The organism is Citrobacter sp. JUb117, assembly GCF_024809055.1.
Lineage (GTDB): Bacteria > Pseudomonadota > Gammaproteobacteria > Enterobacterales > Enterobacteriaceae > Citrobacter > Citrobacter gillenii.
Map to the genome: position 1 here is coordinate 112,496 of NZ_JANUFB010000005.1, position 15,314 is coordinate 127,809.

13 protein-coding genes are annotated in these 15,314 nt (G+C 55.5%); 10 read left to right on the forward strand and 3 right to left on the reverse strand.

Annotated features, from left to right (window positions below; all coding sequences use genetic code 11):
* Nucleotides 1–64: 64 nt before the first annotated feature.
* The 7 genes from M2374_RS12950 (at nt 65) to M2374_RS12980 (ending at nt 5,928) form a co-directional block, all read left to right on the forward strand.
* Nucleotides 65–670, forward strand: coding sequence for a CDP-alcohol phosphatidyltransferase family protein (locus M2374_RS12950; protein WP_096756931.1), 606 nt, complete (start codon nt 65–67; stop codon nt 668–670).
* Entirely contained in the window at nt 667–1,584 is a 918-nt protein-coding gene (locus M2374_RS12955) for a phosphatidate cytidylyltransferase (protein ID WP_115258366.1), read from the forward strand. Before M2374_RS12950 ends, M2374_RS12955 begins: the two co-directional genes overlap by 4 nt.
* 6 nt (nt 1,585–1,590) lie before the next feature.
* A complete protein-coding gene (locus M2374_RS12960; protein ID WP_370316940.1) occupies nt 1,591–2,229 on the forward strand; it encodes a lysophospholipid acyltransferase family protein in 639 nt (212 codons plus the stop codon).
* The gene (locus M2374_RS12965; RefSeq protein ID WP_181689059.1) at nt 2,222–3,982 is read left to right on the forward strand and encodes a bifunctional alpha/beta hydrolase/class I SAM-dependent methyltransferase; all 1,761 of its coding nucleotides are present in this window, start codon (nt 2,222–2,224) and stop codon (nt 3,980–3,982) included. The genes M2374_RS12960 and M2374_RS12965 overlap by 8 nt, the downstream gene beginning before the upstream one ends.
* Nucleotides 3,972–5,276, forward strand: coding sequence for a phosphatase PAP2/dual specificity phosphatase family protein (locus tag M2374_RS12970; protein ID WP_181689060.1), 1,305 nt, complete (start codon nt 3,972–3,974; stop codon nt 5,274–5,276). Before M2374_RS12965 ends, M2374_RS12970 begins: the two co-directional genes overlap by 11 nt.
* Nucleotides 5,252–5,653 carry a hypothetical protein gene (locus M2374_RS12975; protein ID WP_181689061.1) on the forward strand — a complete coding sequence of 134 codons (402 nt, stop codon included), beginning with the start codon at nt 5,252–5,254 and terminating at the stop codon, nt 5,651–5,653. Before M2374_RS12970 ends, M2374_RS12975 begins: the two co-directional genes overlap by 25 nt.
* A gap of 83 nt (nt 5,654–5,736) precedes the next feature.
* On the forward strand, nt 5,737–5,928 hold the full coding sequence (locus tag M2374_RS12980) for a hypothetical protein (RefSeq protein WP_096756937.1): 192 nt from the start codon (nt 5,737–5,739) through the stop codon (nt 5,926–5,928).
* Between the two features lie 50 nt (nt 5,929–5,978).
* Here the strand turns inward: M2374_RS12980 and azoR are convergent, their stop codons facing one another.
* The gene (azoR, locus tag M2374_RS12985; protein WP_115258370.1) at nt 5,979–6,584 is read right to left on the reverse strand and encodes an FMN-dependent NADH-azoreductase; all 606 of its coding nucleotides are present in this window, start codon (nt 6,582–6,584) and stop codon (nt 5,979–5,981) included.
* A gap of 201 nt (nt 6,585–6,785) precedes the next feature.
* Between azoR and hrpA the strand changes: the two genes are divergently transcribed.
* The 3 genes from hrpA (at nt 6,786) to aldA (ending at nt 13,248) form a co-directional block, all read left to right on the forward strand.
* Nucleotides 6,786–10,688 carry an ATP-dependent RNA helicase HrpA gene (gene hrpA / locus M2374_RS12990; RefSeq protein WP_181689062.1) on the forward strand — a complete coding sequence of 1,301 codons (3,903 nt, stop codon included), beginning with the start codon at nt 6,786–6,788 and terminating at the stop codon, nt 10,686–10,688.
* A 122-nt stretch (nt 10,689–10,810) separates the two neighbouring features.
* Nucleotides 10,811–11,608 (forward strand): YdcF family protein, encoded by a 798-nt coding sequence (locus M2374_RS12995; RefSeq protein WP_181689063.1) that lies wholly within the window; start codon nt 10,811–10,813, stop codon nt 11,606–11,608.
* 200 nt (nt 11,609–11,808) lie between these two features.
* Nucleotides 11,809–13,248 carry an aldehyde dehydrogenase gene (gene aldA / locus M2374_RS13000; RefSeq protein WP_115258373.1) on the forward strand — a complete coding sequence of 480 codons (1,440 nt, stop codon included), beginning with the start codon at nt 11,809–11,811 and terminating at the stop codon, nt 13,246–13,248.
* 42 nt (nt 13,249–13,290) lie between these two features.
* On the opposite strand, the gene M2374_RS13005 is transcribed toward aldA, so the two are convergent.
* Together M2374_RS13005 and M2374_RS13010 are read right to left on the reverse strand one after the other, a co-directional pair.
* Nucleotides 13,291–14,217: an alpha/beta hydrolase gene (locus tag M2374_RS13005; protein WP_115258374.1), complete on the reverse strand. Its 927-nt coding sequence runs from the start codon at nt 14,215–14,217 to the stop codon at nt 13,291–13,293.
* A gap of 108 nt (nt 14,218–14,325) precedes the next feature.
* Nucleotides 14,326–15,216: an AraC family transcriptional regulator gene (locus M2374_RS13010; protein ID WP_161959026.1), complete on the reverse strand. Its 891-nt coding sequence runs from the start codon at nt 15,214–15,216 to the stop codon at nt 14,326–14,328.
* Between the last annotated feature and the right edge of the window lie 98 nt (nt 15,217–15,314).

Sequence of the window (15,314 nt, forward strand, 5' to 3'; positions counted from 1 at the left end):
TATCAGGCAGGTAATGGTTAATTAATCCACTATAATTGCATCAATAAATTATCAAGGAGTGATGATGACGCTTTATCAGATAAAGCCTGCTTTCCAGGCGCTTTTACGCCCGCTCATGTTCTGGTTAGATAAAAAAAGCGTCACCGCCAATCACGTCACACTGGCCGCGATGGCGCTTTCTTTTATCACTGGTGCTGTGCTGTTTATCTTCCCCGAACCTAAACTTTTCATTCTTTTACCCATCGTTTTATTTATACGCATGGCGCTCAATGCGCTGGACGGCATGCTGGCGCGTGAATGTAACCAACAATCCCGCTTGGGCGCTATTCTCAATGAAACCGGGGATATTCTCTCCGATCTCGCGTTGTATCTGCCGTTTATGCTGCTTTCCGGCAGTAATGCGCTGCTGGTACTGGTTATGCTGTTTTGTGCTTTGATGACGGAATTCTGCGGTGTGCTGGCGCAAACCATCAATGGCGTGCGCAGCTATGCCGGACCGTTCGGCAAAAGCGACAGGGCGCTGGTGTTCGGTACATGGGGGCTGGTGCTGGCGCTGTGGCCGCAGGTGGCGCAGTGGAATAACGTTATTTGGGGCATTGCCACGCTATTGCTGCTGTGGACTATCGTTAACCGCTGTAAGAGCGCATTACGTGACGAGGGGGCGAAATGATGCTGCTGGAAAAATCGCTGGCGGTGATTTTTGCCCTGCTGGTGATAGCGACACTGGCAAACGGTCTGCTGGTGTGGCGTCGACCGGGTAAAGACTGGCGTGAGCTGACGCTGCGTATTCGCACCTGGTGGGTGATCATTGTACTGTTTTCACTGGCTATCTTAAGCCCGCCCTGGCTGGCGTTGACCTTCTTCGCGCTGGTGAGCTTTATGGCGTTAAAAGAGTTTTTAACGCTGGCCCCATCGCGCCAGACCGACCGTATGCCGCTGTTGTGGATGTTTATTGCGATCCCCATTAACTACTGGCTGATTGGTATCAACTGGTACGGCATGTTCGTGGTGTTTATTCCGGTGTATGCGTTCTTATTCTTGCCGGTGCGCATGGTGATTGCTGGCGATACGCAGGGATTTTTACGCTACGCCTCCCAGCATCACTGGAGCTTGATGACCACCGTGTTTGCGTTCAGCCACGTGGCGTTTTTGCTGGTGCTCCCTGATGACGGCAAGCAGACCGGGGCACTGCTGGTGCTGTTCCTCGTCGGCTTAACGGAATTCAACGATATTGCCCAGTACCTGTGGGGAAAATCAATGGGCCGTATCAAGGTGATCCCCAAGGTAAGCCCCAATAAGACCCTGGCGGGACTGGTTGGCGGCGTGGTAACCACCACGCTTGCGGCGGCGGTGCTGGGCCCGCTCATGACACCGTTAAGCATACCGATGGCGATGCTGGCAGGGCTTATTATCGGCATCAGCGGCTTCTGTGGCGATGTGGTGATGTCGGCCATTAAGCGCGATATTGGCGTGAAAGACAGCGGTACACTGCTGCCAGGTCACGGCGGTATTCTCGACCGGCTGGACTCGCTGATCTTCACCGCCCCGGTATTTTTCCACTTCATTCGCTATTTTTACTATTAACGTATGATCAACACATTGCTACGAACGCTGTTTACGCTGTGCATCGTCTGGCCGGTAATTTGGCTGTGGCTTGGGCTGCGCGTCAGGCACCGGGATCGCTTGCCGCAGCAGGGGCCGGCGATTGTGGTCGCGAATCACAACAGTCATATGGATGTTTTTGCGCTGCTGTCGCTGTTTGCGCTGCGCCGTCAGGGGGCCATCCATCCGGTGGCCGCCGCTGACTATTTTCTGCGTAATAAATGGATGGCCTGGTTTGCGCTTAATATTCTCAACATTATTCCGATTACGCGTAAGGGCGGCGAAGCTGACCCGCTCGCACAGTGTGAACAGGCCTTACGCGACGGCAAGATCTTGATCCTTTTCCCTGAAGGTACCCGCGGCGAACCGGGAATACTGGCACCACTGAAATCCGGCATCTGGCACCTCAGTCAGCGTATGCCGTCGGTACCGATTATTCCCGTCTGGCTGCGCGGAACGGAACACGTGATGGCGAAGGGGAATCGTATTCCTCTGCCGCTGTTTATTGACGTCAACATTGGCAGACCGTTGGTCGCGCAGAGCGATAAGCGCGTTTTTATGGACGATCTCAGACAGCAGCTGGTGCTGCTACAGCAACAAACTACAGGACCGCACCCTCATGACTAACATTCGAGTGCCCGATGAACGTCCATTTTTGACCAGCGACAACACCGCGCTGTTTTTCCGCCACTGGCCGGCATTAGCAGCAGGTCCTGTGCCAAAAGTGATTGTCCTGTTTCATCGCGGACACGAACACTCCGGGCGTTTGCAACACATTGTCGATGAGCTTGCGATGCCAGACACCGCGTTCTATGCCTGGGATGCGCGCGGTCACGGGCAGTCGCCAGGACCGCGCGGATATAGCCCGTCGCTTGCACGTTCGGTGCAGGATATCGACGAGTTCGTGCGCTTTGCCGCTGCTGACAGCCAGGCTGCAATGGAAGATGTGGTGGTGGTGGCGCAAAGCGTGGGTGCGGTGCTGGCAGCGACCTGGGCTCATGATTATGCGCCTTCCATTCGTGGGCTGGTGCTGGCGTCCCCGGCGTTCAAAGTCAAACTGTACGTACCGTTTGCCCGTCCGGGGCTGGCCTTAATGCATCGCCTGCGCGGCCTGTTTTTCGTCAACTCCTACGTCAAGGGCAAATACCTGACGCACGATCCTGAGCGCGTGGCGAGTTTTAACCAGGATAAACAGATTACCCGGGCGATTGCGGTGAACATCCTGCTCGATCTCTATAAAACGGCGGAGCGTATTGTCAGCGATGCCAGCGCCATTACTCTGCCTGTACAGCTGTTGGTTTCCGGGGATGATTTTGTGGTCCATCGCCAGCCGCAAATTGATTTTTACCAACACCTCAGAAGCCCACTCAAGGAACTGCACGTGTTGCCGGGCTTTTATCACGACACACTGGGTGAAAAAGACCGGCATCTGGCGTTCGACAAAATGCGTGATTTTATCGGCACGCTGTACGCGATGCCGCCGCAGCGCTTTGACTACCGTAATGAAGACCGCTGGAGCCCAGGAGCAGATAGCTGGCGGCTGCTTAGTGGCGGACCTGCGCCGTATTCGCTTGACGATATTGCCTATCGTGGCCTGCGCTATGGGATGAAATTACTCGGGACGCAATCAACGGGCGTGCGTCTGGGGTTTGAGACCGGTTTTGATTCGGGTAGTACGTTGGATTATGTCTATCGCAACCAGCCTCAGGGCAGCAGCGCGCTGGGTCGGCTGATTGACAAAAACTACCTGAACAGCGTGGGCTGGAAGGGGATCCGCCAGCGCAAGGTTCATTTGCAGATGCTGATCCGCCAGGCGGTGGGGCAACTGGCAGAGCAAGGAACCGCAGTGCATGTAGTGGATATCGCGGCCGGACACGGGCGCTATGTGCTTGACGCACTGGAAGGCGAAGCGGCGGTCAACTCGATTTTGCTGCGCGATTACAGCGAACTGAATGTTAAGAAAGGCAGTGAGATGATCGCCAGCCGCGGTATGGCTGAAATTGCCCGCTTCGAGCAGGGCGATGCCTTCAACCGCGAACAGCTGGCGTCGCTGGAACCGCGTCCCACATTAGGTATTGTTTCTGGGTTATATGAACTCTTCCCGGAGAACACGCTGGTACGTAATTCGCTCGCCGGGCTGGCTGACGCGATTGCCCCTGGAGGCGTACTGATCTACACCGGGCAGCCCTGGCATCCGCAGTTAAAAACCATCGCCTGGTCGTTGACCAGCCACAAAGACGGCAAAGCTTGGGTGATGCGCGTGCGTACGCAAGGGGAAATGGATGCGCTGGTGCGGGAAGCCGGGTTTGATAAGTGCACGCAGCTGATTGATGAGTGGGGGATTTTCACTGTCTCGTTGGCGGTGCGCCGTGGGGGCTGAACGCCGTAAGGTGATGGTACAGGCGGTGGGCTGGCTAATGCTGCTGGCGCCTTTTTTCTTTCTTACCTATGGCAAGGTCAATCAGTTTACTGCCTGGCAGGACACGCAGCATGGCAATGTGGGCAGCATCGTGTTTGGCTGGGAGTCCGCCATTCCCTTTCTTCCGTGGACTATTCTGCCGTACTGGAGTCTGGATCTGTTTTACGGATTGTCACTGTTTGTCTGCACCACGCGCGTTGAGCAGCGGCGGCTGGTGCTGCGTCTGTTCCTGGCGTCGGTGATTGCCTGCGTCGGTTTTTTGCTGTTTCCACTCCAGTTTAGCTTTACGCGCCCGGAGGTCAGCGGCGCGGCAGGCTGGCTGTTTGCTCAGCTTGAACAGTTCGACTTGCCGTATAACCAGTCCCCGTCGCTGCATATTATTCTCTGCTGGCTGCTGTGGCGGCATTTCAGTCATCACCTCAGTGGGGGTTGGCGCAGGTTATGTGACGGTTGGTTCTTGCTGATCGCCGTGTCGGTACTCACCACCTGGCAGCATCATTTTATCGATATCATTACCGGGCTGGCGGCAGGCATGCTGATTGACTGGATGGTGCCGGAAAAACGTTGCTGGTGCTGGCGCAAACCGGATGCGGCGCGCTTAAGGCTGATGCATCGTTATTTGTCGGGCGCCGCGTTATGCACTATTGCCAGCGTATGGCTAACGCCCTGGCTGCTGTGGCCTGCTGTATCGTTGCTGATGGTGAGCTATGGCTACGGCGGATTCGGCGCGGCGACCACGGGCAAAGATGAACAAGGGCGACTGCCGCCTGCCGTGTACGGGCTGACGCTGCCCTGGCGAGTAGGGATGTGGCTGTCGATGCGCGGATTTACCCGCCGTCTGCCACCGCTGAGCAACATTACCGCTGGCGTCTATCTCGGTAGTTTTCCACGCCGCATACCTGAACAAAACGCGGTACTTGACCTGACCTTTGAATTTGCGCGCGGGCATGCTACTTCCATGCGCGCCTACGCTTGCGTCCCGATGCTGGATCTGGTGATCCCGAGCGACGCCGAGTTACAACAGGCGGTAGACCGGCTGGAAACGCTACATAAAGAGCAGGGGACCGTACTGGTACACTGTGCGCTGGGGCTGTCGCGCAGTGCGATGGTGGTTGCGGCGTGGTTGTTGCAATGCGGCCATGTGGCAACCGTTGAGCAGGCGGTGGCGTATATTCGCGAACGTCGGGCGCAGGTGGTGCTGACGGATAAACATCTGGAGAGGCTGCAGCAATGGAAACAGAAAGTGACGGTGTAACGAATAATGAGGCGCTGCACCGCGATTTGCTACGACACACGCTGGAAAGCTGGCGTTTCATCCTGCTTTTTAGCGTCCCACCCATGGTGTGGGCGATCGTTGTCGCACCGTCGGGGGGGCTACGTGCGGTTATCGCGCTGTTGTGCGCCATTGTCTGGTTTGGCTGCTGGCGCCTGTGGCTGGATGCCCGCTACTTTTCGCTGCTCAATGTGCAAAACAACGTGCAGGCCGGAGAGGCACTCTTTGCCATCTGGCAGCGCGACAAGCTGAGGACGCTGAGTCTGACCGAGCGCCAGGCGGGGGCATTGGCGCAGTTTCGGCGTACGCTTTATTGGGTTGCTGCGCTGTGGGCGGCCTGGTTGATCATGCTGGTGTAGCGTTTTCGGCAGCGCAATAGTTGCCACACTACACGGTGTTGATGCTGATATATTCCCTCTCCTGCGTCTCCTGGAGTGAAATCATGTGGCTTCTCAAGTGGTATGTCTGGAATCGTTGGCTGTTCAAACTGTTAAGCCGGGATGTTGCGGAGCCTGAACAATTTTTGTGCCATTGCTGGGAAGAGAATCTGGCGAAATGCCGGGAGTATTCGATAATCTGGCGTGATATCAATCGTATTCACGGCAAGCAGATGCGGATGCGGGCAAAGAAGTAAAATTGGTGTGGGTTAAAAACCCTCCCACCGGATGGTGAGAGGGTGAATTATCAGGCAGCGACGACGCTATCGATGGCGGCTTTGGCGTCAGACTGTGCTTTGGTCGCCACTTCCGGGCCGTACGCGATACCTTCTGCGAACACGAAGTTCACATCGGTGATGCCGATAAAGCCCAGGAAGGTCGACAGATATGGGGTAACCAGGTCAGTCGGCGTATCTTTATGGATACCGCCACGGCTGGTGACAATAACTGCACGTTTACCGGTCACCAGACCTTCCGGCCCTTTCTCGGTGTAACGGAAGGTTACGCCAGCACGCGCAATCAGATCGAAATAGTTTTTCAACTGCGTCGGGATGTTGAAGTTATACATCGGCGCGGCGATCACAATCACGTCATGGGCTTTCAGCTCAGCAATCAGCTCATCAGACAGCGCCAGTGCTTCCTGTTGACGCGGCGTCAGCGGCGTATCGCTCGGGCGCATTGCACCTACCAGTTCGCCGTCCAGTACCGGAACAGGATTTGCCGCCAGGTCACGGATGGTGATGTCGTCAGCAGAGTGCTTTTCACGCCACTGTTCAACAAAATAATCAGACAACTGACCAGACTGAGAGTACCCTGCCAGAATACTGGATTTAAGAACTAATACCTTGCTCATGGGTGTTTCCTTTTATGTGTTTGAAGGGGATGTGCCCCGTTGCTTGTTGACACTTTATTCACAATCCTGCCGCAGTGATAGCGCAATATATCGAATCCTATGTTCGAAATTATTGAACAACACATGAAAAGCGCCGATGTGGTACTCTATACCTATCATCTTAAAGAGATTTAACCCGGCAGAGCACTGCCCTCTAACGCTATGACAGAACAACAAAAAATAACCTTCAACATGTTACAGCAGCAGCTGGAGTCACTGATGCTGCGCGACAAACAGCGTTTCTCCCGCCGCCTGCACGGCGTGAAGAAGGTTAAAAATCCTGATGCACAACAGGCCATTTACCAGGAGATGGCAAAAGAGATTGAACAGGCTGCCGGTAAAGTTGTGCTGCGTGAAGCGGCACGACCGGACATTACCTACCCGGAAAACTTGCCTGTTAGCCAGAAAAAACAAGACATCCTGGACGCGGTTCGCGACCATCAGGTGGTGATTGTTGCCGGGGAAACCGGCTCCGGTAAAACCACCCAGTTACCGAAAATCTGTATGGAGCTGGGGCGTGGGGTGAAGGGGCTTATCGGCCATACCCAGCCGCGTCGACTGGCGGCGCGTACCGTAGCTAACCGTATCGCCGAAGAGCTGCAAACTGAGCCGGGCGGCTGCATCGGGTATAAAGTGCGTTTCAGCGACCATGTTAGTGATAACACCATGGTTAAGCTGATGACGGACGGTATCCTGCTGGCGGAGATCCAGCAGGATCGCATGCTGATGCAGTACGACACCATCATCATCGATGAAGCCCACGAGCGCAGCCTGAACATCGATTTTCTGCTCGGCTATCTGAAAGAGCTGCTGCCGCGTCGCCCGGATCTGAAAGTCATTATCACCTCGGCGACCATCGACCCTGAGCGTTTTTCAGAGCATTTCAATAACGCGCCAATTATCGAAGTCTCCGGTCGAACGTACCCGGTGGAAGTGCGCTACCGTCCGATTGTTGAAGATGCGGACGACACCGAGCGCGATCAGCTGCAGGCGATTTTTGACGCGGTGGATGAACTGGGACGTGAAAGCCAGGGGGATATTCTGATCTTCATGAGTGGCGAGCGTGAGATCCGCGACACCGCCGATGCGCTGAATAAGCTGGATTTACGCCACACCGAAGTGTTGCCGTTGTATGCGCGTCTCTCCAACAGCGAGCAGAACCGCGTGTTCCAGTCGCACAGCGGACGCCGTATTGTGCTGGCGACCAACGTGGCGGAAACCTCACTGACCGTGCCGGGGATCAAATACGTCATTGACCCGGGTACCGCGCGTATCAGCCGCTATAGCTTCCGCACCAAAGTTCAGCGCTTGCCCATTGAACCGGTATCGCAGGCCTCCGCCAACCAGCGTAAAGGCCGCTGCGGACGCGTATCGGAAGGGATCTGTATTCGTTTGTATTCCGAAGACGACTTCCTGTCGCGCCCGGAATTTACCGATCCGGAAATTTTGCGTACCAACCTGGCTTCCGTCATTTTGCAAATGACCGCGCTGGGGCTGGGCGATATCGCCGCGTTCCCGTTCGTGGAAGCGCCGGATAAACGCAATATTCAGGACGGTGTGCGCCTGCTGGAAGAGCTGGGCGCAATCACCACTGATGAACAGCAAACCGCATATAAACTCACGCCGTTGGGCCGCCAGCTCAGTCAGTTGCCGGTGGATCCGCGTCTGGCGCGGATGGTGCTGGAAGCGCAGAAGCATGGCTGCGTGCGTGAGGCGATGATCATTACCTCGGCGCTGTCCATTCAGGATCCGCGTGAGCGTCCGATGGACAAACAGCAGGCGTCTGACGAAAAACACCGTCGATTCCACGACAAAGAGTCCGACTTCCTCGCCTTTGTGAACTTGTGGAATTACCTTGGCGAGCAGCAAAAAGCGCTGTCGTCGAATCAGTTCCGCCGCCAGTGCAAGCTCGATTTCCTCAACTATCTGCGCGTGCGTGAATGGCAGGATGTTTACACCCAGCTACGTCAGGTGGTGAAAGAGTTAGGGATCCCGGTTAACAGCGAGCCTGCTGAGTATCGGGAGATCCACGTCGCGCTGCTGACCGGTTTACTGTCGCATATCGGGATGAAAGATGCCGATAAGCAGGAATTTACCGGCGCGCGTAACGCTCGTTTTTCGATCTTCCCCGGCTCCGGTTTGTTCAAAAAACCGCCGAAGTGGACGATGGTGGCAGAACTGGTGGAAACCAGCCGACTGTGGGGACGTATTGCCGCGCGTATTGACCCTGAGTGGGTGGAGCCGGTTGCCCAGCATTTGATCAAACGCTCGTACAGTGAACCGCACTGGGAGCGCGCGCAGGGTGCGGTGATGGCGACAGAAAAAGTCACCGTCTACGGGCTGCCGATTGTCGCTGCGCGTAAGGTCAACTACAGCCTGATAGACCCTGCGCTGTCACGCGAACTGTTTATCCGTCACGCGCTGGTGGAAGGCGACTGGCAGACCCGGCATGCGTTTTTCCGCGACAACCTGAAGCTGCGGGCGGAAGTGGAAGAGTTAGAACACAAATCACGCCGCCGCGATATCCTGGTCGATGATGAAACGCTGTTTGAATTTTACGACCAGCGCATTAGCCATGATGTGGTTTCTGCCCGCCATTTTGATAGCTGGTGGAAAAAGGTCAGCCGTGAAACGCCGGACCTGCTCAACTTTGAAAAGAGCATGCTCATCAAAGAAGGCGCGGAAAAAATCAGCAAGCTGGATTACCCGAACTTCTGGCATCAGGGCAATCTCAAGCTACGACTGAGCTATCAGTTTGAACCCGGCGCTGACGCCGACGGTGTCACCGTACATATTCCGCTGCCGCTGTTAAACCAGGTCGAAGAGTCCGGGTTTGAATGGCAAATTCCGGGGCTGCGTCGTGAACTGGTGATCGCCTTGATTAAATCGCTGCCGAAGCCGGTGCGACGCAACTTTGTGCCAGCGCCAAACTATGCGGAAGCGTTTTTAGGCCGCGTAACGCCGCTGGAACTGCCGTTGCTGGACTCGCTGGAGCGCGAACTGCGCCGGATGACTGGCGTTACCGTTGACCGCGACGACTGGCACTGGGATCAGGTGCCCGATCACCTGAAAATCACCTTCAGGGTGGTGGATGATAAAAACAAGAAGCTGCAGGAAGGTCGTTCGCTGCAGGCGTTGAAAGACACGCTGAAAGGCAAAGTGCAGGAAACGCTGTCGGCGGTGGCGGATGACGGCATCGAACAGAGCGGGCTGCACATCTGGAGCTTCGGCCAGTTGCCGGAAAGCTACGAGCAAAAACGCGGTAACTATAAAGTCAAAGCGTGGCCCGCGCTGGTGGATGAACGCGACAGCGTGGCTATCAAATTGTTTGATAATCCGCTGGAACAACAGCAGGCTATGTGGAGCGGGTTACGCCGTCTGCTGCTGCTGAATATTCCGTCGCCCATCAAGTATCTGCACGAGAAGTTGCCGAATAAAGCCAAGCTGGGGCTGTACTTTAACCCGTACGGCAAAGTGCTGGATTTGATTGATGACTGTATCTCCTGTGGTGTGGATCGATTAATCGACGCCAACGGCGGCCCGGTGTGGACGGAAGAGGGCTTTGCGGCGCTGCACGAAAAAGTGCGCGCCGAACTGAATGACACCGTGGTGGAGATTGCCAAACAGGTCGAACAGATCCTGACAGCGGTGTTCAATATCAACAAACGCCTGAAAGGCCGCGTGGACATGACCATGGCGCTGGGGCTTTCGGATATCAAAGCGCAAATGGGCGGACTGGTTTACCGTGGATTCGTTACCGGCAACGGCTTCAAACGCTTGGGCGATACGCTGCGTTATTTGCAGGCTATCGAGAAACGTCTGGAGAAACTGGCCATCGATCCGCACCGCGATCGTGCGCAGATGCTGAAAGTGGACAGCGTGCAGCAGGCCTGGCAGCAGTGGTTCAATAAACTGCCGCCCGCGCGTCGCGAAGATGACGATGTCAAAGAGATCCGCTGGATGATAGAAGAACTGCGCGTCAGCTACTTTGCCCAGCAGCTTGGTACGCCGTATCCGATTTCGGATAAGCGTATCCTGCAGGCGATGGATCAGATTACGGGTTAACGCGTGGTGGGGCTGTAGGCCGGATAAGGCGACGCCGCCATCCGGCGATATACGGTGCAGTGCCTGATGGTGCTGCACTTATCAGGCTTACTGAACCCGGTAAAGAATAAACACCAGGAGTCATGAACATGAGACAGTTTCCGCCACTCTCCGCCAGCACCCTTACGGCGATTAACACCGTGGTGCAATGGCTGGCGCAGAATGATTTCGCCGAAAATATCACGGTTCAGGCTGATTGCGTGATTCTGGCCGGGAATGCGGTGATCCCGACCATCGACGCGGCGTGTCGGATTGCGAAAGAACAACAGGTTCCGTTGCTGATTAGTGGCGGTATCGGTCATTCCACGACCTTTCTGTACGCCGCCATCGCGCAGCACCCACGCTATAACACCCTGCGTACCGCCGGACGCGCAGAAGCGGCGATCCTTGCCGATATCGCGCACCAGTTCTGGAACATTCCCGGTGAGACGATTTGGGTGGAGGACCAATCCACCAACTGTGGGGAGAATGCCCGCTTTAGCTGTGCGTTACTGCGTCAGGCAACCCAGACCATGGAAACCGTGATTGTGGTGCAGGACCCCACCATGCAGCGCCGCACCATGGCGACTTTTGAGCGCGTCACGCGTGACGATCCGCAGGCGCCGCGCTGGCTCAGCTTCCCTGGTTTTGTCCCTGCGTTAACGCTACAGGGCGACGGCGTGGATTTCGCACCAACCGCTGAAGGTCTGTGGTCGGTGGACCGCTACCTGTCTCTTATTACCGGTGAGCTTCCGCGTCTGCGTGATGATGAAACTGGCTATGGACCCCGTGGTCGCGATTTTATTACGCATGTGGATATTCCGCCGATCGTCGAACAAGCAGGGTTACATCTGCAACGCGATGCCGCGCTGATTGACTTCCTGAACAGCCGCTCTCTGTAATCTCTGCTGCCCGTTTGTCGCTTTTTTTTGTGCAAACGGGCATTCATCCCGCCGGTTTTTTCTCGTCACCATGGCGTTGCTTGACGCTTTTATGAAGCGGCTCACAGAACCACCATCGCAGTGGCAATGTGTTATGCATGATTGATATTAATTAACAATAGTTTTACTTGTTAAAAACAAATCAATCACAGGAGCAACGCATGTCAGTACCCGTACAACATCCTATGTATATCGATGGGCAGTTTGTGACCTGGCACGATGACGCCTGGATTGATGTCGTCAATCCGGCGACGGAAGAGGTCATTTCCCGTATTCCTGATGGCCGTGCTGAGGATGCGCGCAAAGCGATTGACGCAGCGCATCGCGCCCAGCCTGAGTGGGAGGCGCTGCCCGCCATTGAACGCGCCAGCTGGCTACGCAAGATTTCCGCCGGGATCCGTGAGCGTGCCGGTGAAATTAGCGCGCTTATCGTGGCGGAAGGCGGCAAAATCCAGCAACTGGCGGATGTTGAAGTCGCGTTTACCGCCGACTATATCGATTACATGGCGGAGTGGGCTCGCCGCTATGAAGGTGAGATCCTGCAAAGCGATCGTCCGGGCGAGAACATCCTGCTGTTTAAACGCGCCCTTGGCGTAACCACGGGCATTCTGCCGTGGAACTTCCCGTTTTTCTTGATCGCCCGTAAGCTGGCTCCCGCCTTGCTGACCGGGAATACCATTGTCATTAAGCCAAGCGAGTTTACGCCGAACAACGCTATCGCTTTTGCCAAAATTGTCGATGACATCGGCCTGCCGCGCGGGGTGTTTAACCTGGTGCTCGGACGGGGAGAAACGGTGGGTCAGGAGTTGGCCGGGAACCCGAAAGTGGCGATGGTCAGCATGACCGGCAGCGTAGTGGCCGGTGAGAAAATTATGACAGCGGCGGCGAAAAATATCACCAAAGTGTGCCTGGAGTTGGGCGGTAAAGCCCCGGCTATCGTGATGGATGATGCGGACCTCGAGCTGGCCGTGAAGGCGATTGTCGATTCCCGCGTGATTAATACCGGGCAGGTGTGTAACTGCGCCGAGCGCGTGTACGTCCAGAAGGGGATTTACGATCAGTTTGTTAATCGCCTGGGCGAGGCGATGAAAGCGGTGCAGTTTGGCAATCCTGCGGAACGTAAGGACATTGCGATGGGGCCGTTGATTAACGCCGCGGCGCGGGAGCGTGTGGAGCAGAAAGTTGCGCGTGCGGTGCAGGAAGGGGCCCGCGTGGTGCTGGGGGGCAAAGCGGTTGAGGGGAAAGGATATTACTACCCGCCAACGTTATTGCTGGATGTGCGCCAGGAGATGGCGATTATGCACGAAGAAACCTTTGGACCGGTGCTGCCAGTGGTGTCGTTTGACGCCCTGGATGAGGCGATTGCGATGGCTAACGACAGCGACTACGGTCTGACCTCATCGATTTACACGCAAAACCTGAACACGGCGATGAAGGCGATTAAAGGGCTGAAATTCGGCGAAACCTATATCAACCGTGAAAACTTCGAAGCGATGCAGGGCTTCCACGCAGGCTGGCGCAAGTCCGGTATCGGCGGGGCAGATGGCAAGCACGGTCTGAACGAGTACCTGCAAACGCAAGTGGTTTATCTGCAATCCTGATATTTTTGCCGGGTTGGTTTAGCGACCTACCCGGCATAATCATTACACCTTGCTGGCTATCCAGTTCATCATCATCTCCGGCCAGATGGCCAGCGGCAGTCCTTGCGTATCACGAATGCCGAACCCATGCTTGCCCCGTTCAAACAGATGCATTTCAACCGGTACGCCGAGCTTGCGCAGCGCAGTAAACAAGACCAGGCTGTTCTCGACTTTGACCGCTGGATCGTCAATCGCATGCAGCAGGAAGGCGGGCGGCGTGGTGTCATCCGCTCTTTCTTCCAGGGAGTAGTGGTGAATGTCTTGCTCTGCGGGCGCGGCGCCAACCAGCTCAAGACGTGAGCCCGGATGGGCGACACCTTCCCGCAGGCTAATCACCGGATAAACCAGCGCCATGAAAGCAGGGCGAGTGGGCTGTTCATCAATGCTATCCATCGGCGCATACACCGATTCTGCAAAGCGGGTTCCCAGGCTGGCGGCGACGTGCCCCCCGGAGGAAAACCCCAGTACGCCGAGACGGAGCGGATCGATTTTCCACTGCTGTGCGTTGGCGCGAATGTAGCGGATGGCGCGCTGGGCATCGGCCAGCGGTGCGTTTGATGCTTCCTCGTGACCGTCTCCCGGCATGCGATAGGTCATCACAAACAGGGTATAGCCACGCGCGGTAAAGAACGGTGCCAGCGCGCTGCCTTCTTTATCCATCACAACGCGACGATAAGAACCGCCAGGGGTGACCAGGATCCCCACGCCGTTCGGTTTGGCGGGGGCGTAGACGGTAATTTCAGGGGCGCGAATGCCGGTTACCGCGCGGTCGTAGTCTGACGTTCCGGTGTGCCGGGGTTCAGGCGTAAATACCGCATCGCTATTTTTTGCTCCGGGGGCTTCGCCCTGCGGCCATATCGGGTAGGTGGTCGCGTGGGCAACGGCTTGCGCCATCATATTCTCTAATGTTTCACGGCTCAGTGCTTCCATTACGTTGCTCCCTCAGTGGCAAAGGGTAGCTATAACATAATTAATACATTGAAAACGGGGAACGATTCACAACGTCTTGAATTCGCGAGAAATAAAAAGGGGTATACGTTATTCCACCTCATGCCTGGACGCGTGGGCACCTTCCAGCTGTTCCTGTTTGCGAAATGCACTGGGTGACAGACCTACCGCACGATGAAAATCCCGTGAGAAATGCAGCGGATCGTTGTATCCCACCTGAACCGCAATTCGGCTGATACTTTCCTGAGTTTCCACCAGTAAGCGTCGTGCCTGGGACAGACGATAATTCTTCAGCCATTTGAGCGGGCTTTGATTAAACGTCGCCTGGAACAAGCGAAAAAGCTGCGACTTACTCACCTGACAATAATGCATAAACTTTTCGATATCCCACTCATCGTTGTAATGGCTGTGGATTTGGTACAGCAGTTTGCCCAGCCCCCGATGGGTGATCACCTGTGACTGCGCGGCGTCGTGGCTCCGGTTTTCCAGCAGGGTAAAAATCAGCTGGCTGCACAGCATATCGCAGTAAGCGTCGGTCACAAGGGTGTAGCTGTTCATACGAGCAAAAATATGGTGATAAATCTCAACAACTTTTTCTGGATCCGCAAACTGGAATACTGGGCGCTGAGGGACATCCATTATCTGCATGATATTATTCAATTTCGATCCCTCTATTCGCAGCCAGAGGATCTCCCATGGGTCGCCTTTATCGGGGAAATGTTCGTGCGGCCAGCGTACTGGCAGCCAGGCCAGTTGCCCCTGACTCACTGGATATAACCGATCCTCAATACGAATAAAACCCGCACCGCGCAGGCAAAAGATCAACTCATGGCCGACGACCGACTGGCGATGAACGCGGAAATCTGCGGCAGTATCTATATGGCCGGCGCGTAAAATTCGATAGTTAATCAAGGGTGAAAACTCATCGGAGCCACGATACCAGTTGGCAATTATGCGGGTCCGTTGTTTTTGCGTGGGCATGGCTGGCCTTTGGCATTGTGTTTTTGATGCGTCCGTTGTACTCACCATGGTGGCACTTTTTCCCAGCCAGCATGCCTTTTACATGAACAATTTTTGAA